Here is a 25379-nt window from a genome sequence, read left to right on the forward strand (position 1 = left end):
TTTAGCCGCAACGGGGTTCACCCCTTGCGGATAAAGAAGCTGAAACTTGTCGGCTTCAAAAGCTTTGTCGAGCCCGCTGAACTCCGGATCGAAAGCGGGCTAACCGGTATTGTCGGGCCAAATGGCTGCGGCAAATCCAACCTGTTGGAGGCCATCCGTTGGGTGATGGGCGAAAGCAGCGCAAAATCAATGCGCGGCGCGGGCATGGAAGATGTGATCTTCGCCGGAACCGCGTCCCGCCCGCCGCGCGATTTTGCCGAAGTCACAATATTGGCCGAACGCAGCGATGATAGCGCCGACAGTGACAGTGGCGACGAATTAGAAGTCACCCGCCGGATCGAACGGGGTGCGGGTTCCGCGTATCGGTCCAATGGCCGCGATGTGCGCGCGAAAGACGTTGCGCTTATCTTCGCCGATGCCGCAACGGGCGCGCATTCCCCTGCCTTGGTCAGCCAAGGCCGCATTGGCGCCATCATCTCCGCCAAGCCGCAAGAACGCCGACAGATGCTGGAGGAAGCGGCTGGCATCTCCGGCCTGCACGTCCGCCGCAAAGATGCCGAACAGAAACTGCGCGCCGCCGAAAGCAATTTGGTGCGATTGGCCACGATCCTTGCCGATATGGAGGCACGCGCCAGCCAGTTGCGCCGCCAAGCCAAGCAGGCCGAACGCTATCGCACGCTGACCAAAGACATTTTACAAGCAGAAGCCCGATTAATTTTTGTCCGCTGGCGTGAGGCGAAGGCTGCGGCCGATGTCGCACGCGCCGAGGCCAATATAGCGGCAAAAGCCGTTGAGGACGCTGCCGTTGCGCAACGCGTCCTCACCGAAAAGCAACAAGAGGCGGTGCGCCAGCTTGCCGATGCGCGGGCCGTGGCCATGGCGGCGCGCGATGCGGCCAGTGATGTGTCGAACAAGCTCGTGCAACTGACGGGCGAATATGAACGGATTATTCAGCGTGAATCCGACCTCGCGGCGCAAGCGGCACGCATGGCCGATGATGGTGCGCGCGAAGGCAAGCTCACGCATGACGCAGCCGATGCGCTAGCCCGGTTGCAGGCGGAAAGCGTCAAGCTCGCCGACCAGATTAAAGCGCAAGAGGAAGAGCGCCCTGCCCTTCTGCGCACCGCGGAAAATGCCGAACGGCAAGCGCGCGAAAGCGAAATTGCCTTAGCCAATGCATCCGCCGAGCAAGCGCGCGCAGACGCCGAATTGCGCGTGGCCGATGCCGCGCTGGCGGCAGCGACAACGCGTGCAGGACGCGCTGAACAGGTCTGTGCTCGCATTGCCAGTGAACAAGACGCATTGGGGTATGAAGCGGAATATGTGTCGGCCAAAAACCAAGCCGATGCGGATGTCCAAAAGCTGCAAACACAATTGCAAGCGGACAGCAACGCGCATGAAGCCGCAGAAGCGGAGCGTGCCGCGCTAATCTCCGCCCGCGATGCCGCCCAAGTCGCCATCGCCAGTGCCAAGGCCGAACTCGCCGCATTGTTAACCGAGCAAAACGCGCTGCAGCGTTCCTTGACCAAGGGCCAAGGCAATAAAGCCATCGACCGTATTTCGGTGAAGCCCGGTTATGAACGCGCGTTGGCCGCTGCACTGGGCGATGACGCGGACGCCAGCATTGGCGGCGAAACCGGACGCCGCTGGCTTGGCGGGACGGCCGCGCTGGGCAAGGCCGCCGACACCGCCCTGATCCATTTTGTCGATGCCCCGCCCGAGCTTGCGGCGCGATTGTCTATGGTGCGTGTGGCCGAAACCGATGATGGCCAAGCCCTCACCCCCGGCGAACGTCTGGTGACCTTAGCGGGCAGATTGCGCCGCTGGGACGGCTTTGCCACCGATGGCGATGGCGCGACGATTGCCGAACAATTGGTCCGCGCCAACCGCTTGGCCGAATTGAATGCGCTCATCGCGCCCGCGCAAGCCGCGCTCGATGCACAAGCGCAAAGCCTGTTGCAGATGACAGATAAAATCGACAAGGCGCAGGACGCAGTCCGCACGGCAGCCGCAGCGCGTGTGGCAACCGAAGGCCAATTGCGCCACGCCCTGCGCGCGGTCGATCAAGCTGAAGACGCGTGGACGCACCTAAAATCTGCGAAGGCCGCACTTGGAGACCGAATGGCCGCAGCCGCGCAGGATTTGGCCGAAGCGCAAGCGGAACGCACAGCGGCCGAGACGGCACGCAACGCCCTGCCCGACGGGTCGCATCATGCGGACCTCGTCCAAAACCTCACAGACGCGCATGAGGCAACGCGCGATCTGTTGGCGCGTAATCAGGCGGACCTGTCGGCGCTCGAACAACGCATAGCGCAAAGCCGCGAGCGCCGCGCCGTGGCGATGGCCGAAATTCGCAGTTGGCAGGAACGCGCAGGCGAAGCCGAACGCCGGATCGCCGAGATGAACAAACGCAGCGCCGACATAGCGACCGAGCAGGAAGCGATGGCGGGAAGGCCGGAAATATTGGCCCGTGACATAGCCAATTTGCGTGCGGACAAAGAGCAATTGGCCGAGAAGCTTGCTGGCCTGCAAACCGCTGAAACAGCGCATGAAACAACGCTGCGCGCGCTGGAAAGCGAATTGTCGGCGGCGGCCGAACAGCTTTCTGTAGCCCGCGAAGCCCGCGCAGGCGCCGAAGCCCGCGCCGAAAATCAGGAGCATCGCCGCATCGAAATGGGCCGCATTTCGGGGGAACGCTTCGAATGTCCACCCCCCGTACTGCCGGAAAAACTGGGCTTTGACGAAGATGCGATGGACGATGCAGGCGTGGAATCGAGCCGCCTCGACCGCCTACAAAACGAACGCGAGCGTATTGGCCCCGTCAACTTGATCGCCGCCGACGAACTGGCCGAACTGGAATCGCAGCAAGGCAGTGGCCTTGCCGAAAGCGAAGAGCTCACCCTTGCCATCAACCGCTTGCGCGGATCTATCGGCAGCCTGAACCGCGAAGGCCGCGCGCGGTTGCTCACCGCATTTGAGGCGGTAGACGGCCACTTCCGCCGCTTGTTTTCAACCTTGTTCAATGGCGGACAAGCGCATCTGGCGTTGATTGACAGCGATGATCCGTTGGAGGCTGGCCTTGAAATTTTCGCGCAACCACCGGGAAAAAAGTTGCAATCGCTCACCTTGCTATCGGGCGGTGAACAAGCGCTGACGGCGGTCGCGCTGATTTTCGGATTGTTCCTGACCAACCCCGCGCCAATTTGCGTGCTCGACGAAGTCGACGCGCCGTTGGACGACGCCAATATCGAACGCTTCTGCGACTTGCTCGACGCCATGACGCAGGAGACCGAGACGCGTTACCTCATCGTCACCCACAATGCCGTGACGATGAGCCGGATGCACCGTTTGTTTGGTGTGACTATGGTCGAACAAGGCATCAGCCGACTGGTATCGGTTGACCTTGGGGGCGCAGAGCAATTACTGGCCGCAGAATGACTTTGCATGGGCCCATCACCAACAGCTTTATCTCGCAACGCCTTCGGCTGAATTATGTCGACTGGGGCAACCCCGATGCGCCGCCATTGCTCTTGGTCCATGGCGGCCGCGATCATGCGCGCAGCTGGGATTGGGTGGCCGAGGAATTGCGCCATGACTGGCATATCATTGCACCCGATTTAAGGGGTCATGGCGACAGCGCCTGGTCGCCCGATGGCAATTACGAAATGTCTGCATTCGTGTACGACCTGGCGCAGTTGATTCATCAACTCAACCTGGCCCCGGTCAGCATCATTGCGCATTCGATGGGCGGCAATATCGCGACCCGCTATGCCGGCCTCTTTCCTGAAAATGTCCGCAAAATGGTGAACATCGAAGGATTAGGACTGTCGCCAAAGATGCAGGCCGAACGTGATGCCATCGGCATTCAAAACCGTTTCCGCCAGTGGATCGAGGACAAGCGCAACGCCGCCGGTCGCACGCCCAAGCGCTACCCCAATATCGAAGCCGCCTATGAACGGATGAAAACCGAAAACAGCTATCTAACCGACGAACAAGCACGCCACCTGACGGTGCACGGCATTAGCCGCAACGAGGATGGCAGCTGGAGCTGGAAGTTCGACAATTACCTGAACATCTGGGCTATTTTCGATATGCCGCGTGAGGATTTATTGGCCATTTGGCAATCCATCACCTGCCCGATGTTAATGATGTATGGCGCCAATAGCTGGGCCTCCAACCCCGAAAAAGACGGCCGCATCACGCATTTCCCGACGGCCAAGGTCATCGAATATGAAAATGCCGGCCATTGGTTGCACCATGACCAGTTCGACCGCTTCATGGCTGACGTGCGGGCGTTTCTGTAGGGTCAGGACCACTTAGATTCACCTTCGAGGCGTCAAAATGGCAAAGATATCGCAAGGAAAATGTCCGCCGCAGGCAGTTATTCTGCCTGCAAGGGCATTTTGTTTCGAGATCGAAGCCATTTTGGCGTCCTTCGGATTTGACCCATATTGTCCATTGCCACGTTGGCAAGCTTGGACTTAGAACCACTAAGTCCCGCGCTTGCCGCCTTGCACTGAACAAAATGACCTCAAACCGCGAAGATGAATCTAAATGGTCCTGACCCTAACCAATCATTGCGCGTAAATTGGCGATTGTGTCCGCCTCATCCGCTGGCTTGTCACGGCGCAGGCGAGAGATACGCGGGAAACGCATCGCAATGCCGGATTTATGCCGTTTGGATTCGTGCACGGCGTCAAACGCAACCTCCAGCACCAAAGATTTTTCCACCTCGCGCACGGGGCCGAAACGCGCGACCGTGTTATCGCGGACAAAGCGGTCGAGCCATTTCAACTCCGCATCGCTAAACCCCGAATAGGCCTTGCCCACAGGCAATAAGGCGCCATCGGGCGTCCAGCAGCCAAAGGTGTAATCCGAATAATAAGATGAGCGTTTTCCGCTACCGCGCTGTGCATACATCATCACGCAATCGGCCACGAGCGGTTCGCGTTTCCATTTGTACCAAAGGCCAACTTTGCGCCCCGCCAGATAAGGGGCATCGCGCCGCTTCAGCATGACGCCTTCAATCGCGGCCTCACGCGCCGCTGCGCGTATTTCCGCAAGATGGTCAAAGTCGCGCGCCTCGATAATCGCGGACAGGTCAAACCGCACAGTATCAAGTTGCGCCGCGAACCGCTCCAGCCGTTCCCGCCGCGCGTTCCAAGGCTGGCTGCGCAAATCCTCCGCCCCGTCGAACAATATGTCGTATAGGCGCACGAACACCGGATATTCCGCCTGCATCGCCGCGGTCACATTTTTCCGGCCTAGCCGCTGTTGCAGTGCATTGAAGCTCGCGGCCTCCCCGCCTTGCACATCGCCGCGCACCAATAATTCCCCATCCACCACACCAATGCCGTTGAAGGCAGCGGCGATTTCCGGAAAGGCTCCGGTCACTTCATCACCACCGCGGCTGAACAGCCGCGTTTCCCCGCCTGTGGATGCAATCTGGATACGGATACCATCCCATTTCCATTCGGCGGCATATGCGTCGAGATCGACAATGCCATCCTCCAACGGATGCGCCAACATGAAGGGCCGGAAAAACGCGCTGTCGGCGGGGTCGGGGCGCTCGGACTTGCCCTCACCCCAGGCAAATAATGCGGCATAAGGCGGGCTAAGTGCGTGCCAGACCTCTTCAACGTCATCGACAGAAACGCCAAAGGCTTGCCCAAAGGCGGTTTTGGCCAGCCGCGCCGATATACCAACGCGCATCCCGCCGGTTGCCAGTTTCAGCAACGCATAACGGCCATTGGCATCCAGCCGGTCCATCAGTTCCGCCAGAACATTTGGCGCGCGCGCACGGCTTGTGCTGTTGAGCAGGTCGATGACCTCCGACACTGTTGGTGCCACGGCATCCGCGCTGACCTCTGGCCACATCAGCGCGACAGTTTCCGCTGTGTCGCCAACATAATCGCGGCTCATACGGAACAGCATCGGGTCAAAACGTTCCTCGGCCATCGCACGTATCGCGGCAGCTTTGACCGTTGCTATGCTGAGCGTGCCCGCCAGCGCCGCCAATGCCCAGCCACGATCGGGGTCGGGTGTAGAGCGCAGATAATCGGCAATGAGTCGGACCTTATGATCGCGCGAGCGCGTGTAAATCAGCCCATCGATAAGTGCGGAGAAAGCCTGCATCAGCCTTCATCCTCTTCTTCACGGCCAACCAGATCAAGCGCGCGCGCCTTCAATTGGTGCAGCTCGCACCAGCGGCCAAGCGCATCGGTTCGGCCATGGGTAATCCATGTCTCGCTGGGCCGAAGCTCCAACAAAGTTTCGGTCAACTCGGTCCAATCGGCATGGTCGGAAATAACCAAAGGCAGTTCCACATTACGCTGCCGCGCGCGTTGCCGCACCCGCATCCATCCCGATGCCATGGCGGTTATCGGGTCGGGCAGACGTTGGGCCCAACGGTCATTCAGGGCCGATGGCGGCGCAATGACAATCGCGCCTTTCATTTCTGCTTTGGCCAGTCCCGTTGCCACTATGAGCTCGCCCAAAGGCACATCATGCGCCGCATAGAGATCGCACATTTTCTGCATTGCGCCGTGGATATAAATAGGCGCATCATAGCCCGCACGCCGCAGTTCCGCGATGACGCGCTGCGCCTTGCCGAGCGCATAGGCCCCTATCAATATGCACCCTTCCTTTTGCGCGGCGCGGGCGGCGAGCAATTTGGCAATCTCATCCTCAATCGGCGGGTGGGTGAACACAGGCAAGCCAAAGGTCGCCTCGGTAATCAGCACATCGCAATCGACAGGTTCAAAGGGCGCGCAGGTCGGGTCAAACCGCCGTTTATAATCGCCTGTCACCACCACCCGCTCGCCTGCATGTTCCAGCAGAATTTGTGCAGAACCCAATACATGCCCAGCAGGGTGAAAGCTTATCTTCACCCCATTTGCTTCAAACCCGTCGCCATAAGGCATGGGCGTGCCCATTTCGGTGCCATAACGCAGCGCCATGATCGCCAGCGTCTCTGGCGTTGCCCAGACCGCTCCATGCCCACTGCGCGCATGGTCGGCATGGCCATGTGTCACCAACGCGCGTTCGGCGGGGCGCGACGGGTCAATCCACATATCGGCTGGCTTGACATAAATGCCATGCGCATGTGGCTCTATCCAATGTTGGGCGGCGGTTCGGGAAATAGCGAATGTCCTTTTCTACTGCCGGATATGGGACGCGGCAGTGCCGATGTAAACCAATGGCCTCTGCAAAGGTTCGGCAGACGAAAGATGATTATCAGCGTCAACCCTCGAACATGTCTCAAACCGCTGAAGCGTAAAACAGCAAGCAGGTTTCGGGAAATGCGTGCGGCAATTGCAACCCATGATGCATCAATGCCGCGCCGCTGAATATTGCCCCCTCTCCGATCAGGTTCAGCGTCTCTATCGCCGACGGTCCTTTCACCGCCTGCCAATTGCTTGGCCATATAAGCTGGAGCCGATATGCGCGCTCGGGGTCCAGACCGTCGAACTTCAAACGCCCCGGCAAAACCTTTGCATCACTGGCGACATAAGCGACCGAATATAATGCTTCGGATTTATCACGCGCGACTGCGCCTTTGGCGATCAACTGTGGCGCGCTGTTCAAACGATAAAAATCACCATCATGCAGCAACGCACGGTGTTTTTTATGCAAATCTATCGCTTTTTTAAGCACATCAAGGTCCGCCGCCCGCTCGGTCAGCAAATTCAGCTCAAGCCCCATATGCCCCATAAATACCGATGCCGCGCGCATTTCCATCGACAGCCGCCGTCCCGTCACATGACATTTTGCGGGACCTACATGACAACCTAACACTTCGAGAGGCAGGGAAAAGCTTGCCCCGCGTTGGATTACTTGGCGGTCTAGCGCGTCATTGCTGTCGGATGTCCAAACACGGTCGCTATGCGCCAAAACGCCCATATCGGCGCGCGCACCGCCGGAGGAACAGCTTTCAATTTCCACATGCGGATGCGCGCTGCGGACGCGGTTTAGCAAGGCGTAAAGCGCCTGAACTTGGGCAAAAGCGCGCGCTGTGCCATCCTGCCCACCGGGATGGCTGAGGTCACGGTTGTTGTCCCATTTGATGTAGCGAATGTCATGATCGCGCAGAATCGCATCGATCGCATCGAACAAATAATCGGCGACTTCTGGTCGGCTAATATCCAGCGCAAGCTGCGACCGGAACGGGACGTTTTCGACCCCTTCCAGGCCCAGTACCCAGTCGGGATGCGCGCGGTACAAGTCGCTGTCGGGGTTAACCATTTCGGGTTCGAACCATAGTCCGAATTCCATGCCAAGGCCCGTCACATGCGCGACTAAGGGACCTAGCCCATCGGGATAAACGTCCCGCGATACAGTCCAATCGCCCAGTCCCGCGCGGTCATGGCGGCGCCCACCAAACCAGCCGTCATCTAAAACAAAGCGCTCTACGCCGATCTCCGCCGCGCGGGTCGCGAGTTCTTTCAGCTTGGCGATATCATGGTCAAAATAGACCGCTTCCCACGTATTATAATGCACCGGACGGGGCTTGGCCCGCGTTTCAGGCCGCAGCAATTTTGTCCGCACATGGTCATGAAATTTGCGGCTGAGCGCACTGAGTCCGGTTGCACTATAGGCCGCGACAATTTCCGGACTCGCATAACTTTCGCCCGGCGCAAGGCGGACTTCGCCGGGCAACAACAACGCGCCAAGGCTGGCCAACACCCGTCCGTCAGTGAGCGAATCGACGCGTAGGCGGTGGTTGCCGCTGAACGCCAAATGAAATCCATAGACCTCGCCCGCGCTTTCGTTGGTATCGGCGGCGGCTAGCCAGATAGCAGGGTAGCTGAAATGCGATGTCCGTCCGCTGCGGTTCTCGCGCAGATAGGTTGCTGCATAACGCTGCACCCGTTCCTGCGTAAACTCCTGCGTCCAACGTCCGGTAAAGCCGATGATATCGGTCATCATGTCCGGTACGGGCAGGCACGCGGTCATCATGTCATTCAGTTCAAGCGGCGTTGCGCCATAATTGGTCAATGTTGACCGGATACGCAGCACGCCACTGTTGCCATCAAAATCAATCTCATATTCCAAACCAAGTCGTGTGCGTTCGTCACTGCAAACGACCTTCGCGCCCTGGTCGCGCGGTTCAACCTTGGCGACGGTAAATACACTGCCCCAATCCTTGCCTTCCCTATGCGCGGCAAAACCATGAAACATCGGATGGCCAAGCCCTGGCTCCATCGCCAAGGACAAAGGCAAGGATATGTCCGCCACGCCGTGCATCCCCTGCCGTTCGGACAGCCCTTCCAACGCGGCACCATCCACGCCCAAGGGTAAGGCTGCGCCCCAATACAGCACCGACAATGGCGCACCCTTGGCGCAGGCCAAAATCAAGCAGCTATCTGGCGCATCAAATCGGATATGGCGCAAAATATTCTCTCCCTCGGGCGCAATTATGACAATCGCGCGCATCAGACGCGTTGCCTTTTCAAACACATGCTCTAGTTTCGCAACCAACAAAAGCGCAGAGCCATCTGACGCGTCAAGCAATGGGGGGGTTGCGATGTTTGAAGCCAGTCAATCGGCTGTCCAATTTGGCATTTTTGTGGGCCTCATGGTCCTCATTGCTGCGTTCACTTGGGCTAAGGTGCGTGGAAAAAATCACGCAAGCGGCGACCAGAGTAAAACCGACAAAGACATATTTCTAGCAGGCGGCGGGCTGAATTGGTTCTTCGTGGCTGGCGCCATTACCCTCACCAATCTTTCCACTGATCAATTGGTGGGCATGAACGGCAATCAAATGCTATTGCTCGCATGGTGGGAACTGGCTGGATTTGTAGGGTTGCTGATCTTGGCTTTTGTCTTTGTGCCCATTTACTATCGCAACAATTGCACGACGGTCACCGAATTGCTGGAAAAACGATATAATGGCGGCAGCATTCGCACCGTCATTTCGGCATTGTTCCTCATCGGCAATATATTCATTTATTTACCCGCTGTCATTTATAGCGGGTCGCTATTCATGCAGTCATTATTTGGCACGGACATACCCGTCATCGTCATTGCCAGCATCTTTGCAGTCGTTGGCGCGGCCTATGCGATATTGGGCGGGCTGCGCGCCGTTGCAGTGCTTGATACCTATAGCGGCGTTGGCATATTGGGGCTGGCGCTGGCGGTGGTGTTCTTAGCCTTAGCAGCGGTTAACTTCGACCTGTTTACCGGCGTTCCGGCCGAACGTGTATCGATGATTGGCGCATTGGATTCACCCATTCCCTTCCACACATTGTTTACAGGGATGATATTCATTCAGATATTCTATTGGTCCACCAATCAGAATATCACGCAAAAGGCATTGGCCGCACCGACAGTGCGTGAGGCGCAAAAAGGGGTCATGGCCGCAGCGCTTGTTCGCGTGCTTATCATCCCGCCAATCGTCGTTATTCCAGGTGTTGTCGCCTATAAATTGTTCGGCGATGTGGGCGACCGTGCCTATGGCATGGTGGTCGCTGAAGTATTGCCCAGTTGGACCAGCGGCATGTTCGCCGCGATGATTGCCGCAGCTGTACTTACAACTTTTTCGGCGGTTCTGAACGCGACAATCACGCTCTACACTGTCGATTTCCATCGCAAATTCATTAATGAAAAGACCAGCGCGATTACGCTCAACCGCGCGGTCGGTATTGGGGCAAGCATCGTCGCCATATCTTTGGTACCGCTGTATGCGGGCGCGAGTAGCATCATCAACTTGTTGCAGGAACTGAACGGCCTGTCGTCCATGCCCATCTTGTCTGCCTTTATCGCGGGGCTGCTGTTTCGCAATGTCGATGCGCGGGCGGCGATTTTCGGTTTGGTCTATGGTGTTGGCATCTATGCGCTGCACAATTTTGTGCTCTACCGTCCTGACACGCTATATGTTGGCGAAACATTTTATCAGCATTTCGGGATGCCATGGCTGCATTATATTGACGTGATGGTCTTTGTGCTGGTTAGTTCGGTGCTGATGGCGCTGGCGGTCAATCGTTTGGTTTTCGGCAACCGTGCCATATTCATATTTTCAAGAGAGGGACGCGCATTACGCGCGGCAGAAGCATGAGCGATTATATACTGGTCATTGACGAAGGCACGACATCAACGCGGGCCGTATTATTTACCGCGGACGGGACCGCCGTCGACAGTTGCCAACGCCCGCTCACGCAACATTATCCGCAACCTGGTCTTGTTGAACATGATGCCGAGGAAATTTGGAACCTGACGCTGGCCTGCGCGCAAGCGATGGTCGCTAAGGCAGGCGGCGCAGACCGGATCACGAGCATTGGCATAACCAACCAGCGCGAGACCGTTGTGTTCTGGGATAAACGCACTGGCAAGCCGCTTGCCCCTGCTATTGTTTGGCAAGACCGCCGGACAGCCGACAACTGCGCCGCGATGAAGGCGCAAGGCGAAGAGCCAGTGGTGCAAGCAAAAACCGGCTTATTGCTTGACCCCTATTTCTCGGGATCAAAAATTGGCTGGGCGCTTGAGAATTGGCCACAATTGAAGGACGCGGGTGCACATTTGGCGGTGGGCACAGTCGAAAGCTATCTTGTCTACCGGCTCACGGGCGGAAGCCATATCAGCGACGCTAGCAATGCCGCGCGCACCGCGCTCATGGCGATTGGCAGCGGCGGATGGGATGACGGGTTGATGGATCTGTTCGGCGTCCCACGCGACATCTTGCCGGAGATTACGGACTGTGCAGGTGACCTTGGCACGACAGTGCCGGAGCATTTCGGCGGCGCAATCCGCATATCGGGCATGGCGGGGGATCAACAAGCCGCAACCATTGGGCAAGGTTGCTTTGCCGTCGGGCAGACCAAGGCGACCTTTGGTACGGGCGCGTTTGTGCTCACGCAAACCGGAACCACATTGCGCCAGTCACGCCACCGTTTGCTCTCGACGATTTTGTACCAATTAAATGGCGAACGTCATTATGCGCTGGAAGGATCGGTGTTTGTTGCAGGTAGCCTTGTGCAATGGCTGCGTGATGATCTGGGCCTGATTTCGCACGCTGCCGAGACTGAGCCACTGGCGCGCAGCGTGCCGGACAATAACGGCGTTTATCTTGTCCCGGCGCTTTCGGGTCTTGGCGCGCCACATTGGCGGTCGGATGCCCGCGCCACGATTAGCGGACTGAGTTTTGCCGCGACAAAGGCGCATGTCGCCCGCGCAGCGCTGGAGGCGATGGCGCACCAGACCTATGACCTGAAAACCGCCTTTGCCGCCGATGGCGCAGATTGGGCCGAATTGCGCATCGATGGCGGCATGGTCGCCAATGACTGGATGGCGCAGGATTTAGCTGACATGCTCACAATCGATGTGGAAAGACCCGCTTTTGTCGAAACGACGGCTCTTGGCGCAGCTATGCTGGCGGCGGTGGGTTGCGGACTATTCCCCTCATTGGAGGATGCGGCCAGCATGCGCGGTGGGGTAACGCGTTTTGCGCCGATGCTTGATGCCGCGGCCCGTGAGGCCCGCTTGGCAGGCTGGGCCGATGCGCTTGCCCGCGTTTTGCAATGATGCGCTGCCGAAAACAGCCTTATTGTACCGCCAATGTCTGACTTGTTTTGGCGCGCATTAATCCGTAACGCCTCCGACTAATGAATAATGCTCTTGCATTGGCTTATGCCCAACGACTGATCGCTTGCGAAAGCGTCACGCCCGCCACTGGCGCGGTGTTTGACGCGTTGGAAGATATGCTTGTCCCGCTGGGTTTCACGGTCGAACGCTTCATTTCGGGCGAAGACGACGAAAACCCCGCCCATGGCGCACCGGTGGAAAATCTGTTTGCAATCCGGCTAGCTACAAACGGACGCCATTTTGCTTTTGCCGGTCATGTGGACGTGGTGCCGCCGGGCAATGGCTGGGCAAGCGACCCGTTTGTGCCAGAGATCAAAGGCGATTTGCTGCACGGACGCGGCGCTGTTGATATGAAGGGCAGCATTGCCGCCTTTATTGCCGCGTTGCATGACATTCCCAAGGATGCAGGCACAATCAGCCTGATTATCACGGGCGACGAAGAAGGGCCCGCCATCCACGGCACGCGGGCACTTATCACTCATATGCAAAAACGGGGCAGCATCCCAGATTATTGCCTCGTCGGCGAACCCACGAGCGTCAACCGCTTGGGTGACATGATGAAAATTGGCCGTCGCGGATCGGTGAATATGTGGATTTCCGTTGCAGGCACGCAAGGCCATGTTGCGTATCCGCATTTGGCGGACAACCCGATCCCCAGATTGATAACCATTTTGGCCGAGATTGAAGCAATTACGCTTGACGATGGCACCGACTGGTTTCAGGCGAGCAATATTGAAATTACGGACCTGAACGTCGGCAACAAGGCAACCAACGTCATTCCGGCACAAGCCGAAGCGCGATTGTCGATCCGGTTCAACGACCTGCAAACTGGCGACGCGCTCGTTTCAAGGCTCCGCACGCTTGTGGAACGCCATGGGGGAAGTCTGACAGCCATGATATCTGGAGAGGCCTTTCTCACGCCTCCTGGCGCGTTCTCAGGGGCAATATCAGCGGCGGTGGAGGAAGTCGTCGGCATCGCACCCGAAGCATCCACAACGGGCGGCACATCTGACGCACGGTTCCTGACGAATATTTGTCCGGTGGTCGAGTTCGGCCTGTGCAATGCAACGATGCATAAGCTGGATGAAGCGGTCGCAATTGCGGACCTATCGGCGCTCACGGAAATTTACTGCCGCGTAGCGCTCAAAATGCTGGCGGCTGAGGCCTAGCTCTTCAACATAATGTAGAGCGCGCCCGCCCCGCCGTGCCGCGGATGGGCGTTGCGCACTGCCGAAATATGCCGGGCGTGCCGCGATGCAGCCAGCCAGTCGCGCACAACCGCCGCAATCGCCCCCCTGCCCGTCCCACTGGCTCGATCATGTGCACGCGGCTTGCCGGTTACGAGCAATATTACTTTCATTCGCTGCGCAATTGCCTGCTCCAGCGCGCCATCGAGGCGGTTATACGCCAGCGACAAGGACGCATCATGTAAATCGATGCTGACATCGGGAATGATGCTGCCCCGCGCGATCCGTTTGTCCCAATGCCCGTCGAGATTATGCGGCATAGGAGCAATTTTACTTTGCGCGGGCATATGCTTCGGCTTTGTGTCGGCAGGGACAGCTTTAGGTTTGGCGCTGAGAAACTTTGCCAGCGCCGCCTTATCCGCCGCTGGAGTTGTAACCGGCACAGGCTTTGGCTTGCCGCCATGCATGGGCTTTACGGTCGCAATGACCCTGCCCCAAAGCGACTTTTCCGTGCTGTCGAGAGGCCGCGCCATGCCGGCTTTACAGACCTAGCCGCGCAACCGCAGCTTTAGGTAAGAAAATGAGTGCCGTACCCCGCGCTGCCATGCCGCCCGCAATCTGACGCGCACGGTCGCCAGCACCCCAGAAAGTATCAATGCGGTTTGCCCCCTTGATGGCGCCGCCCGTATCCTGCGCAATCCAAATACCATTGGGCTCCGCGCGGTCCATGGACAGCCATACCGGAGCGCCGAGCGGGATGAATTTTACATCCACAGCTATGCTCGCCTCACCCACCACAGGATAGCCCATAGCACCCAAAGGCCCCGCGCCTGTCAGTTCACGGAAGAAAATATAGCTTTTATTCTCCTGCATAATCTTGCGCCCCTCTTCGGGGTTGGCACGCAAAAAGGCGACGATACCTTGCATCGATGCGTCGGTAATCAGACCGCGATCGCGCATCAGCTTGCCAATGCCAGTATAGCCACGCCCATTTTGGCTGTCATAACCAATGCGCATCACATTACCGTCGGGCAGTTTCAGCCGCCCTGATCCCTGAATTTGCAGGAAGAAAAATTCAATCGCGTCGGACGCATAAGCTATTTCTAGCCCGCGCCCTGCCAAAGAGCCGTTTTCAATCGCGGCCCGATCGTCATATTGCACAAATTTGGTGCCGTTGACTTTACCGCGGATATTTCGCCCCTTCAGTTCATCGGAAAACAGGCCAAGATCGACATCAATAAGGTCCGATGGACGTTTATAGACGGGCACATCGCAACCCGCTTGCCGCGTGCGGCAACCGGCGATTTCCGGTTCAAAATAGCCCGTGGCAAAAGCCCGGCCGGTGCCAACCTGCACCGCATCCATATATTCTGCAAAAAAGGAAATGGCGTCGCCAGTCCATATTTTAGCGGCATCGCAAGCCGTAAGCCAGTCGCTGCCTTCGGTCAGGCCGCTAGTGTCGGTACGGCGGACAAGGCCAGGGCAACTTGTCCTAAAACTGTCTAGTGCAAGCGCCGTTTTGCGCGCATCCACCTGCAACGTGGCAATTTGCGGACCGCGCACCACGCCAAGCCCGGCCGCTGTTGTAACGTCGCGCGCCGGTATAGGTGTAGCTGCGGCCTGTGCCGCAACTGGCGGGGCGGCGACCTTTGCCTCCGACGAGGTTGCAGGGCCGCCATGCGATGACACCCCGCTTGTACAAGCGGAGAGTGTAAGGGCGGATAGACCGAGAGAGAAAAGGGCGCGTTTCATCGCCCAGGTGAATCAGACCGAGTCGGTTTCGTCAAGCTTCCAGTTACGGCCGTCCGATTTCACATCGCGCATAAATGTCCAAATATCATGCGTTTCGACCGCATCGGTCATCGACCCACCAATGATATTTCCATCGGCATCTTTGACCATCGCGGCGATATCGGCGTCAAAACGAACCGATATACGGGCCATGAGGTGATCGTAACTTGCATCGACAATGCGTACTTCGTCAATGCGCACCAAACGGTTTTCGAGGGTCTCTCCGCGCGCAGCACGGCCATCAATAGCTTCGGCAAAGCTTGCATAAACATCATCATCGCACAAAAACTTAAGCGCTTCCTTGTCACCCTTCCAATAGGCTTCAAGAACCATTTTATAGGCGGTTTTTGAACCCTCAACGAACGCGCCAAGTTCAAAACCACGATCCGCATTGCTGATAGCTTTGATGCCACTTTGCGCCGCCATATCAACATTTGACAGGTCATGCGCAGGCAAAGCCGACGCAATGTCGCCACCGGCGACAGGCTGCCGCAACAGTGCCGCTTTATTTGCCTCAATCGGGCGACGAGCAACGGGTTCTTGTTCATGCCCCGTACGTTTGCCCAGCACGGCGTAAAGGCGAAGGCCCAAGAAGGCTGCAACAAGAGCGAGCAGTACAATAGTAAACGTCACAACGCCTCCATCCGGCAAAAATCTAAATACGGCTTCTGAAACAAATTTTTTCTGAGCCGACTCATTAAAACATATAGGGGTTAAACATACGGGTTTCAAAGGGCCTTGCCCAAAGAAAAACACGGCGTGGCGCAATCGCAACAATCATTGCCCTTTGGCGGTACGCCTGCTAGTCGCTTCGGCCATCAAGGGTCGTATCATTGCGGCCAAGACAACCAACAAGAAAGCACGACATATCATGGCCGACGAAACAGGCACCATCGTTTCCGACAAGGTAAAATCAAATGGCGCAGACACAGCGCCCGCTGTCGGTATGTTGAACCAGTATATCAAGGACTTGTCGGTTGAAAACCCGAACGCCCCGCACAGCTTCAACTGGGAAGGCGCGCCGCAAATTGATGTGCAGGTCAATATTCAAGCCAATGCCATCACCGACGAAGTGCATGAAGTGGCTTTGCGGCTCGCGATCAAGGCAGAGACCGACAATGGCGTTCAGTTCTCCGTTGAGCTGGATTATGGCACCCTATTTGGCTTACGTAATGTGTCCGAAGAGCAAGCCCATCCATTCTTATTCGGTGAAGCCCCACGCTTAATGTTCCCATTCGCGCGCCGAATCATTGCCGACGCTGTGCGCGATGCTGGCTATCCGCCACTGGTGCTTGAACCCATCGACTTCAACGCGCTCTACATTCAGCAGCTGTCACAAGCACAGCAAATGGCAGAGACGCAGCCTGCCGGCGAAGCCTGAAGCCGACGGCACCAGGTGAACAGATGAGCCTGGTTCGAAACAGCATCACCATCGGGGGGCTGACTTTGGTCAGCCGCCTCTTGGGCCTAGTGCGCGACATGTTGATGGCGCGCTTTGTAGGTGCAGGCCTTGCGTCCGATGCCTTCCTGATCGCGTGGCGCTTGCCGAATCTGTTTCGGGCCCTGTTTGCCGAAGGCGCGTTTGCCGCGGTATTCGTACCTTTGTTTAACAAGAAGATGACGGAGGCCGAGCGCGAAAAGGCGGACCAAGGCCTGATCGCCGCGCGCAATTTTGCCAGCCAAATACTGTCGGTGCTGTTCCCGTTTCTGGTGCTATTTACTGCCCTCATGATGCTTGCTGCGGGTCCAATTGTCTGGGCGATGACGGGGGGCTTTCCGGATGGCGGGGCAGAGAAATTCGCGCTGGCACGGCATTTAACGATTATCACCTTTCCCTATCTGGCGCTGATATCATTGGTGTCATTGCTCGGCGGGATATTGAATTCACTGAACCGATTCTGGGTCAACGCCGCCGCGCCGATATTGCTAAACGTCTGCATGATTATCGCGCTGATATTTTTCCGCGGCGATACAGAGGTTGAAACAGCGGTCACGCAAGCGGTCGCGGTTACCGTATCGGGCGCGCTGCAATTGCTTTGGCTCATCTGGGCCTGTCATCGCGCGGGCGTTAACCTGAAGCTTAGTTTGCCGCGCCTAACGCCGGACGTAAAGCTTATGCTGGCGTTGATTGCACCCGCCGCGATTGGCCAAGGCGCGATCCAGTTCAATCTCCTGATCTCTACATCGCTTGCTGCCCGGTTCCTCCCCGAAGGGTCGGTATCCTGGCTCTATTATGCCGACCGCTTGAACCAATTGCCCTTAGGGCTGATTGGCATAGCAATCGGGACCGCTATTTTACCTGCACTTTCGCGGCAGATTGCCGGGGCAGATAACAAGGCTGCATCCGATACGCAGAACCGGGCCGTCGAACTGGCCTTATTCTTCGCTATGCCCGCGACGGTCGCGTTGATTGTATCTGCAATCCCAATTGTCCATGGCATATTCGAACATGGCGCCTTCACCGCGGCCGACACGCGCGGAACTGCGGCGGTGCTGATGGCATTTTCGGCAGGCGTTCCAGCCTATGTGCTGATCAAGGTACTCACTCCAGGATTTTACGCGCGGAGCGACACCAAGACCCCGTTGCGGCTAGCCTTATGGTCGATGCTGGTCAATCTCGTCGGCAACCTCATCCTGATCTGGCCCTTGGCGCATATCGGCGTTGGCGTGGCAACGGCCATCTCGGCTTGGGTAAACTTCGCATTGCTGTGGTTCACTTTGCGCAAACGCGGCCATATCGCCGTCGATGCCCGGTTGAAGCAAAAGACATGGCGCATAATTTTGGCGGCCGGCATTATGGGCGTCGCGCTCTATTTCGGAAATGCACTTATCGAAGGTCAGCTTGGCACTGGCTTGTGGCGGCGCATTGCCGTTCTGCTCACTTTGGTAAGTGCTGGCGGCGCGGTCTATGCGCTAGCCATATTGCTGTTCGGGGCCTACCGGATTAGCGAATTCAAATCCCTTTTCCGCAGACGTGCAACCGCGCCTGCGTCTTCTACAAGCGAGTAATATCTATGCGCGTCGTTTCCGGTATTCAGCCAACGGGTAACCTTCATCTCGGCAATTATCTCGGCGCAATCCGCAACTGGGTGAAGATGCAGGATGAAATGGAATGCCTGTATTTCCTCGCGGATTTGCATGCCATTTCGATGCCGCATGTTCCGGAGGAGTTGACCGCCAACACCCGCGAGATGGCCGCAGCCTTGCTCGCCTGCGGGCTGGACACCAATAAGGCGATCCTATTCAATCAGGCGCAGGTCCCTGCCCATTCTGAACTGCAATGGTTGCTGACGGGTACTGCGCGGATGGGTTGGCTCAACCGAATGACCCAGTTCAAGGACAAGTCGGGCAAGAACCGCGAAGGCGCGAGCATCGCGTTGTTCACTTATCCCGTTTTGCAAGCCGCTGATGTGCTGCTGTATCAAGCGACGCATGTGCCTGTGGGCGAAGACCAGAAACAACATTTGGAGTTGGCACGCGACATCGCCCAAAAGTTCAACACCGATTTTGGAAAAGGTACAGAGATTTTTACTTTGCCTGATCCCATCATTCCGAAAGCCACGGCGCGCATCATGAGTTTACGTGACGGCAGCGCGAAAATGTCCAAGTCGGATCCAAGCGACATGAGCCGTATTAACTTGATTGATGATGCCGACACGATACTAAGCAAAATCAAGAAAGCGAAGACCGATCCAGAGCCATTGCCGTCAGAGGCAGATGGTCTTGAAGGCCGCCCCGAAGCCAAAAATCTGGTCGGCATATATGCCGCCTTTGCGAATGAGACGGTGGACGAAACGCTGGCACGTTTTGGTGGTCAGGGCTTCGGTTCCTTCAAGCCTGCACTGGCAGAAATTGTGGTCGAACATCTACGCCCCATTTCGGAACGCTTTAGCGTGCTTAAGGATGACCATGAACAGATTGACGCGGCATTGGCTAAGGGCGCGGCAAAAGCGCGCGAATTGAGCGCGCCGACGTTAAATGCCGCCTATGCTGCGCTTGGCTTACTGCGTTAAATGTTGTTTTTTCGTCGTTCAACCTTAGTTCAGCGAAACCATCCTAATTTTAACAGGTTAATAACAAGTCGGCATTTGGCCGCTTTCGAAGGGATATGAATGGATGAAAAAGGTCGTAACTTTTCTCGCTCCGTTGGCGCTGCTGGCCTTGGGTGCATGCGCAACGCCCTTTAACGCCGATGTGTCCCGCTTTCAGGAACTACCCGCCCCTCAGGGTCAAACCTTTGTGATCCGCGCAGCCAATCCGGCCAACTCCGGCGGCATTGAATTTGGCCAATATGCTGCGCTGGTCGCCAAGGAACTACAGGAAGTTGGGTATGTGCCATCATCGGGGGCAACCGCCGACATGACCGTATCTCTTGATTATGCCGTTGATGAAGGCAAGGAACGCAACATCGTTCATCGGGACCCCTTCTACGATCCCTTTTGGGGTTATGGCGCGTTTTACCGTCCCTATGTCGTCCATACGCGGCGCGGTGCGCGCTATGTTATGGGTTTCTATGATCCGTTCCTCTACAGCGGTTTCAATCGTCCCTATGATGTTGACAGCTTCACGGTGTACACAGCCAACCTAGATCTAAAAATTGACCGTAATATTGACGGCAAGCGTCTGTTCGAAGGCAAGGCGGAAGCCAAGTCGCGTTCAAATAAACTGCTGCATCTGGTGCCAAATTTGATTGAGGCGATGTTCACAGGTTTCCCCGGTAATGGCGGCGAAACCGTCCGAATTTCCGTCGCTCCGGAGGAAAAACGCTAGGCCTAATTAAGGCTGCGGCGTGTATTTATACGCCGCAGCTCAATTCGGTTTTACCATAAGCCGCGCCCTCACCCCGCGTAGCCGCGATACCTGCGTACAGATCAGTCCCTGCGAACAGCCCATCTCGCCCGATATCAAAACCTTGCGCGCGGAATATTTCCATAACCTTCGCAGGTGGGTCGTCGAAATATAAAGACTGGGATTCATAATGCTGCCCTAGTCCCGTCAACGATAATCCTGCGAAGGATCGGCGTAGCCTGAGATATTTGCTTTTGCCTTCAACCACCGCATAAGCCTTTTGACGGGCGGCATCATTGGCAAACTCCTTTGCCTCTAATGCTTGCCATTGTGCCCGCAACTGCGCGCCAATCTTGGCAAATTCAGCACCAATTTCTCCGGAAAAGGCGCAAGTTTGGGGATTAAAGCCGATGGTAATGGGTTTGCCCCCTATGCGCGCCAAGATCGATGGAGCGTCCGCCAGATATCCATAACGACCATCAGCAAGCTTCACCTCAACGAAGTTATCCGCCGTCGTTCCGACGAGCGTCAATGATGCCCCCGCGCGAAGCCGATCCAACAATGCGCTATCTGCCAAGGTGGTCGCCCATACATCGATAAAACCGTCGGCAACCCAGGGCTGATCGTTAAGCAACTTTACCAATGCCGGTGGCTTAAATTGCGATAGATTAGCCAAGGCAACAAAACCATTGCCATCACTCAGTTCAAGCCACCCGCCATCGACACCAGAACCGGGTTGAATTGTACCAGTCACTTGCGAACCACGGGGCAATTTGCCTAAGATTTCGCTACCGCTTATTGTCGGCTTGTTCCGCAAGTTCGCGTCGGTCATTGCGAAAAATATCTGCGCTTCCGGGTTCGAAGCTTCTCCCACTTCGGTTGTGGACAGGCTTGTGTCGCGTTTCAAATCATCGGCAATGAAGAGCCAGAAATATAAGGCCGCCATAGCCAAAACAGCGAAGACCGCGACGAATGGCATACGCCATGGGCGATTCGCGGATGGCTTTGCAGGTTTTTTGGCTATTTTTGGCTTCAACGCATGCCCACAACTGGCGCAAAAAGCGGCTTCTTTGGTCGCAGTCGCTCCGCAGGATGCGCATATATTACTCATACTCGTCCCTCCGACTCATGTCATTGGGATAAGCGCTGAAAAGCGACTTGAAAAGAGAGGGAAATTTAGGCTTCGAGCTGACGGAGCAACGCGCGGACATCATTGTCCATATCGCTGTCCTGCTGGCGCAGTCCCTCAACCAAGCGTACGGCGTGGATCACTGTGCTATGGTCACGTCCACCGAACTTGCGTCCGATTTCAGGGTAGCTGCGCGGTGTCATCACCTTGGCAAGATACATGGCAACTTGCCGCGGGCGCACGACCGCACGCGCACGGCGCTTTGAAGACATTTCGCTGCGGTCGATGCGATAATATTCGCACACAGCGCGCTGAATTTCATCGATAGTGATACGGCGGCGGCAAGCGCTCAAAATATCCTTGAGCTGCTCTTCTGCCAAAGTCCGCGTGACTGGCTTGCCTGTCAATTGGGCATAAGCGAGCAGCTTGTTCAAGCCGCCTTCCAATTCGCGGACATTGCGGCTGATCGTGCGGGCGAGAAACTCGACCACATCTTCACCGACCTGCGCCTCTGGCATATTGGCCAGGCGCTGTTCTAAGATCAAACGGCGAAGCTCTAAATCTGCAGGCTGAATGTCGGCGACAAGACCCATCGAAAGACGCGACAAGATACGCTGATCCACGCCGTCCAGCGCTTGCGGTGCGCGATCAGCGGAAACCACTAAGCGTTTGCCTGCGCCAATGATCGCATCGATAGTATGCAGGAACTCTTCTTGCGTCGACACCTTGCCGATGATGAACTGGATATCGTCGATCAGCAGCACGTCGACAGCACGCAAACGTGCCTTGAACTCCATGACTTCCTTGCGCCGCATCGCGGTCACAAATTCCATCATGAATTTTTCGGCGGACATATACAAAATCTGCGCGTCTGGATTAACCTCGGCATAAGCATGGCCAATGGCATGCATCAGATGCGTTTTGCCTTGCCCAGTTGCCGCTTGCAGATATAGCGGGTTAAACAAGGGCTTGTCTTTCGACGCAACCCGCTCTGCAGCGCTCAGCGCCAGCACATTGGTTTGGCCTTTCACGAAATTCGCAAAAGTCATGCGCGGGTCAAGCGCCGACCGGGTGGCTTGCGACTCATTCGTTTCTTGCGCAACCGCACGTTCTGCATTTGTTGAAGCACGCAGCAATTCGACGCGCGGCGCACCGGGGCGGGTGCGGATTTTCAACTGCTTGACGCTGCTATTGGTGCTAGACCATGCCAAGCGCAAACGGTCGGCATAATGATCGGAAACCCAGCTTGCGGAAAAGTCGGAGGGCAACAAAAGCTCAAGCGTGCCGGTCAGGTCGCAATAATCACCCAGGCTGATGGAGCGAATCCATTGTCCGTAAACCTGCGCACCCAAATCACGACGCAAGCCAGAAGAGATATTATGCCAATCAGCGTCAAAACGGGCAACTGATGTAGAGACATCATTTCCGTTTCCTGACAGACCGACTGTGCTTTGCGATACTGAATTGCCTTCGGCCAACGTGCCTGCCCCCATTTTCCACCCCAACCAGTGCCACATCACCGCGCGCTATCTACCGGACACAGGACGAACTGGTACTGGCCACGCATTTGTTGCCAAATGCAGCCACGCCACTTGTTCATTCTCCATGTGAGGCATTGCCCGACTGTCGTCATGCTTTGCTGGAATGCATTTCTTAGACAGCAATAAACGAGTCTATCAAGAGCCGCTCGGCAAAAAAATTGAAATAAATGGCATTGACTCGGCAGGACCTAAGCAAATGCGTTATCTATTTATTAAGTATATGATATAATGTTATTTTTTGCAATATAGTGGATTGCACACCTCCCGAATCGTGGGAAATCCTCACACTTCACTTTTGTGACAATTGGCAAAGAAAAACCCGCCGTGATTGCGGCGGGTTTTGAATGTCTGAAACCGGAAGGTCCGGTGCAGTCAGAATCGCTTAAGCGAGACCGCCGACCGCCTTTGTGAGGCGACCAAATTTGCGCGAAGCTGTGTTCTTGTGAAGGACGCCCTTGGATACACCGCGCGCCAATTCAGGCTGCGCTGCTGCAAGTGCTGCGGCGGCCGCAGTCTTGTCACCCAGTTGGATGGCCGATTCGACTTTCTTAATAAAAGTACGGATGCGGCTGACGCGTGCGCCATTGACTTCAGTGCGACGCGCGTTGCGACGGATACGCTTTTTTGCTTGCGGCGTATTGGCCATTTTTGTCCTCGAATTTCAATATCTGAGAAGACGTGCCCATGCGGTACGCCCGTTGAAGGAGCGGCCCTTAACCCTGCCCAACAGATTCGTCAACCTCATAATGCCGCCTCATCGCTGGCATTTCGGGCAGTAGAAGGTGGATCGTCCCGAATCAACACGCCGCAATATGTTGCTACCGCAGATACAAGCCTCACCTTCGCGACCGTATACACGCCAGTCTTTAGCGAAATATCCCAGCTCCCCATCTGGCGCTGCAAAATCGCGCAAGGTCGATCCGCCAGCTGCTATCGCGGCGGTGAGCACCTCTTTGATAGCGATGACCAATCGGTTCAGCCGCGGCTTGCTAATGCTCGATGCAACAGCAATTGGGTCAATGCCCGCCATATGCAAAGCCTCGCACACATAGATATTGCCCAAGCCCGCGACGATATTCTGGTTAAGTAGCATCGCCTTGATTGGTGCCTTGCGGCCAAAAAGTGCCTTTTGCAGCACAGACGCATCGAACGCCTCCGACAGCGGCTCAGGCCCCATTTGGGCAAAGAAGCGATATTCGTCGACTTGTTGCGAATCGATGATATCCAGCGACCCGAAACGGCGGTGATCATTCAACGCGACCACCCGGCCACTTGCCGTTTCCAGAATGAAATGGTCGTGCTTTTCAATTTCCGCTGGGTCGACGCGCCAGCGGCCCGACATCCCTAAATGAAAAATCAACACGTCCTGCCGGTCGGTATAGATTAATCCATATTTGGCGCGCCGGCCCAGCGATTCAACGCGTGCGCCCGTGAGCCGCTGCCGCAAATCGGGCGGAAGCGGCCAGCGCAGGTCCGCACGGCGCGGTTCCGCGCGCACGATTAATTCACCTTCCAAGACCGACCGCAGGCCGGAGACAGTGGTTTCTACTTCAGGTAATTCGGGCATATGATTTTGCACCTAACAGTCTTTGCGGCTGGCGCAACAATCGGCTAGAGGCAGCAAGATGAACGACACCGTATCCTTTGGCTATGAGGAAGTTAGCCCCGAAGAAAAGACGCAGCGCGTTGGCCACGTCTTTTCCAATGTCGCGCGCAAATATGACATTATGAATGATGCAATGTCGGGCGGCATGCACCGTTTGTGGAAAGATAGCTTCGTGCGCCGCGTTAAACCACGCGCGGGTGAGGATATTCTCGACATGGCCGGCGGCACGGGTGACATCGCATTTCGCATGGAAAAATCTGGTGCGCAGGTCACTGTCTCCGACATTAACGAAGATATGCTCGATGTCGGCATGGAACGCGCCATGCAGCGCGGGATTGACAGCCTCATCTGGTCTCCACAAAATGCCGAGACATTAACATTCCCCGATGCGCATTTTGATGCCTATACAATTGCCTTTGGCATCCGCAATGTCACGGATATCCCGAAGGCCCTGCGTGAGGCACATCGCGTGCTGCGTTATGGCGGCCGTTTTTTCTGCCTGGAATTTTCAACCGTCGAATGGCCTGGCCTTGCGCAAATATACGACATCTATTCGGACAAGCTTGTGCCAAAGCTGGGCAAGGCCATTGCGGGCGACGAAGACAGTTACCGCTATCTGGTCGAATCCATCCGCCGTTTTCCCGACATGCAAAATTTCAAGCGCATGATTGGTGAGGCTGGCTTTGTGCAAACCAAGGTTGAGCCGATATTGGGCGGTCTGGTCGCGATCCACAGCGGCTGGAAAGTTTAACACCGCT

At 56.5% G+C, this 25379-nt stretch carries 20 protein-coding genes; 10 read left to right on the plus strand and 10 right to left on the minus strand.

Going from position 1 to position 25379, the window contains the following annotated elements:
- The first annotated feature begins 24 nt into the window (after positions 1-24).
- The gene (locus D7D48_RS07395; RefSeq protein ID WP_125230656.1) at positions 25-3438 is read left to right on the plus strand and encodes a chromosome segregation SMC family protein; all 3414 of its coding nucleotides are present in this window, start codon (positions 25-27) and stop codon (positions 3436-3438) included.
- On the plus strand, positions 3435-4304 hold the full coding sequence (locus D7D48_RS07400) for an alpha/beta fold hydrolase (RefSeq protein ID WP_125230657.1): 870 nt from the start codon (positions 3435-3437) through the stop codon (positions 4302-4304). The genes D7D48_RS07395 and D7D48_RS07400 overlap by 4 nt, the downstream gene beginning before the upstream one ends.
- 262 nt (positions 4305-4566) lie before the next feature.
- Here D7D48_RS07400 and D7D48_RS07405 read toward each other — a convergent pair whose 3' ends face one another.
- The 3 genes from D7D48_RS07405 to D7D48_RS07415 form a co-directional block, all read right to left on the minus strand.
- Positions 4567-6135 (minus strand): cisplatin damage response ATP-dependent DNA ligase, encoded by a 1569-nt coding sequence (locus tag D7D48_RS07405; protein WP_125230658.1) that lies wholly within the window; start codon positions 6133-6135, stop codon positions 4567-4569.
- Positions 6135-7142 (minus strand): ligase-associated DNA damage response exonuclease, encoded by a 1008-nt coding sequence (locus D7D48_RS07410; RefSeq protein WP_125230659.1) that lies wholly within the window; start codon positions 7140-7142, stop codon positions 6135-6137. Before D7D48_RS07410 ends, D7D48_RS07405 begins: the two co-directional genes overlap by 1 nt.
- 118 nt (positions 7143-7260) lie before the next feature.
- On the minus strand, positions 7261-9513 hold the full coding sequence (locus D7D48_RS07415) for an alpha-galactosidase (protein WP_245964374.1): 2253 nt from the start codon (positions 9511-9513) through the stop codon (positions 7261-7263).
- 13 nt (positions 9514-9526) lie between these two features.
- Between D7D48_RS07415 and D7D48_RS07420 the strand changes: the two genes are divergently transcribed.
- From D7D48_RS07420 to dapE, 3 genes are all read left to right on the plus strand, one after another.
- Positions 9527-11056, plus strand: coding sequence for an SLC5 family protein (locus D7D48_RS07420; protein ID WP_125230660.1), 1530 nt, complete (start codon positions 9527-9529; stop codon positions 11054-11056).
- Positions 11053-12519, plus strand: coding sequence for a glycerol kinase (locus tag D7D48_RS07425; protein ID WP_125230661.1), 1467 nt, complete (start codon positions 11053-11055; stop codon positions 12517-12519). The genes D7D48_RS07420 and D7D48_RS07425 overlap by 4 nt, the downstream gene beginning before the upstream one ends.
- A gap of 80 nt (positions 12520-12599) precedes the next feature.
- Positions 12600-13748, plus strand: a complete 1149-nt coding sequence (gene dapE, locus D7D48_RS07430) for a succinyl-diaminopimelate desuccinylase (RefSeq protein ID WP_125230662.1) — start codon at positions 12600-12602, stop codon at positions 13746-13748.
- Here the strand turns inward: dapE and D7D48_RS07435 are convergent.
- From D7D48_RS07435 to D7D48_RS07445, 3 genes are read right to left on the minus strand one after another with little or no spacing between them, the layout of a single operon-like run.
- Positions 13745-14299 carry a Smr/MutS family protein gene (locus D7D48_RS07435; protein WP_185739804.1) on the minus strand — a complete coding sequence of 185 codons (555 nt, stop codon included), beginning with the start codon at positions 14297-14299 and terminating at the stop codon, positions 13745-13747. The two genes, dapE and D7D48_RS07435, sit on opposite strands and share 4 nt — an antisense overlap.
- A 7-nt stretch (positions 14300-14306) precedes the next feature.
- On the minus strand, positions 14307-15518 hold the full coding sequence (gene mltA / locus D7D48_RS07440) for a murein transglycosylase A (RefSeq protein ID WP_125230663.1): 1212 nt from the start codon (positions 15516-15518) through the stop codon (positions 14307-14309).
- A gap of 12 nt (positions 15519-15530) precedes the next feature.
- The gene (locus D7D48_RS07445; protein ID WP_125230664.1) at positions 15531-16190 is read right to left on the minus strand and encodes a Tim44/TimA family putative adaptor protein; all 660 of its coding nucleotides are present in this window, start codon (positions 16188-16190) and stop codon (positions 15531-15533) included.
- A 238-nt stretch (positions 16191-16428) separates the two neighbouring features.
- Here D7D48_RS07445 and secB point away from each other — a divergent pair, with 238 nt between their 5' ends.
- The 4 genes from secB (at position 16429) to D7D48_RS07465 (ending at position 20327) form a co-directional block, all read left to right on the plus strand.
- Positions 16429-16938: a protein-export chaperone SecB gene (gene secB, locus D7D48_RS07450; protein ID WP_125230665.1), complete on the plus strand. Its 510-nt coding sequence runs from the start codon at positions 16429-16431 to the stop codon at positions 16936-16938.
- A 23-nt stretch (positions 16939-16961) separates the two neighbouring features.
- Positions 16962-18566, plus strand: coding sequence for a murein biosynthesis integral membrane protein MurJ (gene murJ / locus D7D48_RS07455; RefSeq protein ID WP_125230666.1), 1605 nt, complete (start codon positions 16962-16964; stop codon positions 18564-18566).
- Positions 18567-18571: 5 nt separating this feature from the next.
- On the plus strand, positions 18572-19570 hold the full coding sequence (gene trpS / locus D7D48_RS07460; RefSeq protein ID WP_125230667.1) for a tryptophan--tRNA ligase: 999 nt from the start codon (positions 18572-18574) through the stop codon (positions 19568-19570).
- 103 nt (positions 19571-19673) lie between these two features.
- Positions 19674-20327, plus strand: coding sequence for a DUF4136 domain-containing protein (locus D7D48_RS07465; protein ID WP_125230668.1), 654 nt, complete (start codon positions 19674-19676; stop codon positions 20325-20327).
- 25 nt (positions 20328-20352) lie between these two features.
- On the opposite strand, the gene D7D48_RS07470 is transcribed toward D7D48_RS07465, so the two are convergent.
- The 4 genes from D7D48_RS07470 to mutM all read right to left on the minus strand — a co-directional run bounded on the left by D7D48_RS07470 (position 20353) and on the right by mutM (position 24582).
- Positions 20353-21456 (minus strand): SH3 domain-containing protein, encoded by a 1104-nt coding sequence (locus tag D7D48_RS07470; RefSeq protein WP_125230669.1) that lies wholly within the window; start codon positions 21454-21456, stop codon positions 20353-20355.
- A gap of 65 nt (positions 21457-21521) precedes the next feature.
- Positions 21522-22967, minus strand: a complete 1446-nt coding sequence (gene dnaA, locus D7D48_RS07475) for a chromosomal replication initiator protein DnaA (RefSeq protein WP_185739805.1) — start codon at positions 22965-22967, stop codon at positions 21522-21524.
- A 430-nt stretch (positions 22968-23397) separates the two neighbouring features.
- Positions 23398-23661, minus strand: coding sequence for a 30S ribosomal protein S20 (rpsT, locus tag D7D48_RS07480; RefSeq protein WP_125230671.1), 264 nt, complete (start codon positions 23659-23661; stop codon positions 23398-23400).
- 108 nt (positions 23662-23769) lie between these two features.
- Entirely contained in the window at positions 23770-24582 is an 813-nt protein-coding gene (gene mutM, locus D7D48_RS07485; RefSeq protein ID WP_125230672.1) for a bifunctional DNA-formamidopyrimidine glycosylase/DNA-(apurinic or apyrimidinic site) lyase, read from the minus strand.
- Positions 24583-24640: 58 nt separating this feature from the next.
- On the opposite strand from mutM, the gene D7D48_RS07490 reads away from it, so the two are divergent.
- Positions 24641-25372 carry a class I SAM-dependent methyltransferase gene (locus D7D48_RS07490; protein ID WP_125230673.1) on the plus strand — a complete coding sequence of 244 codons (732 nt, stop codon included), beginning with the start codon at positions 24641-24643 and terminating at the stop codon, positions 25370-25372.
- The last annotated feature ends 7 nt before the right edge of the window (positions 25373-25379 follow it).

It is taken from the genome of Sphingorhabdus wooponensis (genome assembly GCF_003933235.1).
Classification (GTDB): domain Bacteria; phylum Pseudomonadota; class Alphaproteobacteria; order Sphingomonadales; family Sphingomonadaceae; genus Sphingorhabdus_B; species Sphingorhabdus_B wooponensis.

Bases quoted from the DNA above. Each gene is read 5' to 3' on its own strand.
- D7D48_RS07400 (WP_125230657.1), top strand. From the start codon at position 3,435: ATGACTTTGCATGGGCCCATCACCAACAGCTTTATCTCGCAACGCCTT.
- D7D48_RS07405 (WP_125230658.1), bottom strand. From the start codon at position 6,135: ATGCAGGCTTTCTCCGCACTTATCGATGGGCTGATTTACACGCGCTCG.
- D7D48_RS07420 (WP_125230660.1), top strand. From the start codon at position 9,527: ATGTTTGAAGCCAGTCAATCGGCTGTCCAATTTGGCATTTTTGTGGGC.
- D7D48_RS07425 (WP_125230661.1), top strand. From the start codon at position 11,053: ATGAGCGATTATATACTGGTCATTGACGAAGGCACGACATCAACGCGG.
- dapE (WP_125230662.1), top strand. From the start codon at position 12,600: ATGAATAATGCTCTTGCATTGGCTTATGCCCAACGACTGATCGCTTGC.
- D7D48_RS07435 (WP_185739804.1), bottom strand. From the start codon at position 14,299: ATGGCGCGGCCTCTCGACAGCACGGAAAAGTCGCTTTGGGGCAGGGTC.
- mltA (WP_125230663.1), bottom strand. From the start codon at position 15,518: ATGAAACGCGCCCTTTTCTCTCTCGGTCTATCCGCCCTTACACTCTCC.
- secB (WP_125230665.1), top strand. From the start codon at position 16,429: ATGGCCGACGAAACAGGCACCATCGTTTCCGACAAGGTAAAATCAAAT.
- murJ (WP_125230666.1), top strand. From the start codon at position 16,962: ATGAGCCTGGTTCGAAACAGCATCACCATCGGGGGGCTGACTTTGGTC.
- trpS (WP_125230667.1), top strand. From the start codon at position 18,572: ATGCGCGTCGTTTCCGGTATTCAGCCAACGGGTAACCTTCATCTCGGC.
- D7D48_RS07465 (WP_125230668.1), top strand. From the start codon at position 19,674: ATGAAAAAGGTCGTAACTTTTCTCGCTCCGTTGGCGCTGCTGGCCTTG.
- D7D48_RS07470 (WP_125230669.1), bottom strand. From the start codon at position 21,456: ATGAGTAATATATGCGCATCCTGCGGAGCGACTGCGACCAAAGAAGCC.
- dnaA (WP_185739805.1), bottom strand. From the start codon at position 22,967: ATGGGGGCAGGCACGTTGGCCGAAGGCAATTCAGTATCGCAAAGCACA.
- rpsT (WP_125230671.1), bottom strand. From the start codon at position 23,661: ATGGCCAATACGCCGCAAGCAAAAAAGCGTATCCGTCGCAACGCGCGT.
- mutM (WP_125230672.1), bottom strand. From the start codon at position 24,582: ATGCCCGAATTACCTGAAGTAGAAACCACTGTCTCCGGCCTGCGGTCG.
- D7D48_RS07490 (WP_125230673.1), top strand. From the start codon at position 24,641: ATGAACGACACCGTATCCTTTGGCTATGAGGAAGTTAGCCCCGAAGAA.